2 protein-coding genes are annotated in these 2,122 nt (G+C 43.1%); both read right to left on the reverse strand.

Going from position 1 to position 2,122, the window contains the following annotated elements; all coding sequences use genetic code 11:
- Window positions 1–92 precede the first annotated feature (92 nt).
- The gene (locus GGR27_RS19720) at window positions 93–527 is read right to left on the reverse strand and encodes a hypothetical protein (RefSeq protein ID WP_168040636.1); all 435 of its coding nucleotides are present in this window, start codon (window positions 525–527) and stop codon (window positions 93–95) included.
- A gap of 164 nt (window positions 528–691) precedes the next feature.
- A complete protein-coding gene (locus GGR27_RS20340; protein WP_168040638.1) occupies window positions 692–1,933 on the reverse strand; it encodes a DDE-type integrase/transposase/recombinase in 1,242 nt (413 codons plus the stop codon).
- Between the last annotated feature and the right edge of the window lie 189 nt (window positions 1,934–2,122).

Consider the following 2,122-nt stretch of genomic DNA (forward strand, 5'->3'; position numbering starts at 1 on the left):
CGTATCGGTGCCATATTAGATAGTTATGGAGACGGACTATTTAATATTGAGTTTAGTCTAGATCAAATGTTAAGATAATATTGTCCGGGTACTTAGCTATAAGTTTCAGTGTTCCTTTGGAGGATATTATTCAGTCTCGTAAGTTGTTCAAAGTATTTATTAAATTCTATTTTAATACTATCATCACCTTCCGCTAACTTATGCAGTCTATAAAATCCTATTTTAAATTCCTCTGATAGATTAATTAGATTATGGCTTTTTAAAAGATGAGCCATGTTATCAAATTTCTTTAGATGGATAGATTTATGATATTTCAAAAAGAATATTATATTTTCTTTTAGAGCTAATTCAATTGCATGAGACAAGACAAATAGAGTTGGCACCGATATTTCATCTAACCTTCTTTTTGTTGATGGAAATTCTTCAAATATGAAATCAGCAAGACGTTCATACTGACCCCATATTTTAATGTTACAATCTGAATATCCAACCCAAGCAATTAATCTATCTTTCTCTAATCTTGTCATTTTATGTTTTTTTGTTGTGCACCAAAGACAGTGTACACAGAAGTCAAGAGACCTAGGTTACACTTTGCTAATTACTCAAATATAAGTCATTTTCTTCGTCCCCTCCGCTAAGTTCTGTAGGCCGCAGGCCGGAAGAACTTAGCGGAGGGGACGAGAACTGATAATTAATCGTCGCTTACTTTACGGGATTTGGCTTTACGATCTCTCTCCCGCTGCGGGAAGTCACGGTCTGACAGCAGACGATAATAACGACCACTCTCCACCTGATCGCCCAACTCATAGTAGCCCAGATTAACCCGTCGGTAGTACACCTCGTACGTCGACTCACTGATTTGCTTCAGCCCTACCCTTTTTCCTTTTAGGCAACTGTTGATCATCACCCACTCGTCATGACCCCAGCGGATCGCTCCATTACTCGTTACCTTTCTCACTATTACATCCTCATCGTACTCCGCACCCTTCACCTTCTCCACAAAACTGGTCAGGGAAGGCACGTAGACCTCCCCTGGATACTTACCGTCCAGTTCATCGTGAGGTCGCTGATAATTATAAAAGTGACCGAACTCGTTCAACAACCGGTTTTGACTGCTAAGTGTCTTGGCAGCAGGTTTACAACAATATGACTTCATGTCACGGTGCATTCTCTCGTGCCGACCATTCTGACCCGGACAGCCCGGATCGCTATAAATAGGAACGATACCATGATCAATGAGCCAGTAAGCAAGCCCCCCAAAGCCGCATGGACTCTGGATGCTAGCAAAACATCTTCCGTTATCACTCAACAACTTCCGGGGTTGCCCATACTCTCGGAACACCGAGCGGAGTACCTTTTTTACGTTGGCGGTCGTCTCGCGATACTGCCCCGTAACGTTCAAAAGATAACGACCATATGAATCACAGATCGTCAGCGGGTGACAGCGGCGCTTATTACCCATCTCAAAGTGTCCCTTATAATCAATCGTCCAGATCTCGTTACAACTTGTCGGATCATTCTTAGTGCTTACCGCATAAGTCCGTCGCCGCTTCTTGCGACGAACCACTAGTCCCTGACGAATTAAAACGTTATGGATCGTAGTCCGACTCGGAACATCTTCGGTTGCGTAAGTCCGTAACAGTTCACTTCGAATTTTACCGGCACCTAAGATGGCACGTGGAGTGGGTGATCTGAGTTTGACAATAGCCGCTACCAGATCAAGGCTCACGGAGTTAGCCAGTAGTCGAGGACGACTCGTTCGACAATCAAGTCCCGCCTCACCTAATTCTTTAAACCTATTAATCCATTTATAGCCAGTTTTGCGGCTAATCGAATAGGACTCGCAAAGACTATTAAAGTAGTATTTACTACTCAGGTAATCTCGTAAAAAGGATTTTTTCTGGTCCATCGGATCTACTTTTTTGAAAGGCATAGTAGCTTTTTTCTACTAATATCCCATTAAAAAAGTGTAACCTAGGTCTCTTGACTTCTGTTACCGATGTCTCTTGACTGTACATGTTGCACACAACGTGAGACCGTGCAAGAAGTCAGTAGCAAAGCTCAAGCCTCACCAACAAGCGCACCCGCCGCCACACAACCCCTCCTGAGCGCTCACCAGATA

The sequence above is a fragment of the Neolewinella antarctica genome, assembly GCF_011927835.1.
Taxonomy (GTDB): domain Bacteria; phylum Bacteroidota; class Bacteroidia; order Chitinophagales; family Saprospiraceae; genus Neolewinella; species Neolewinella antarctica.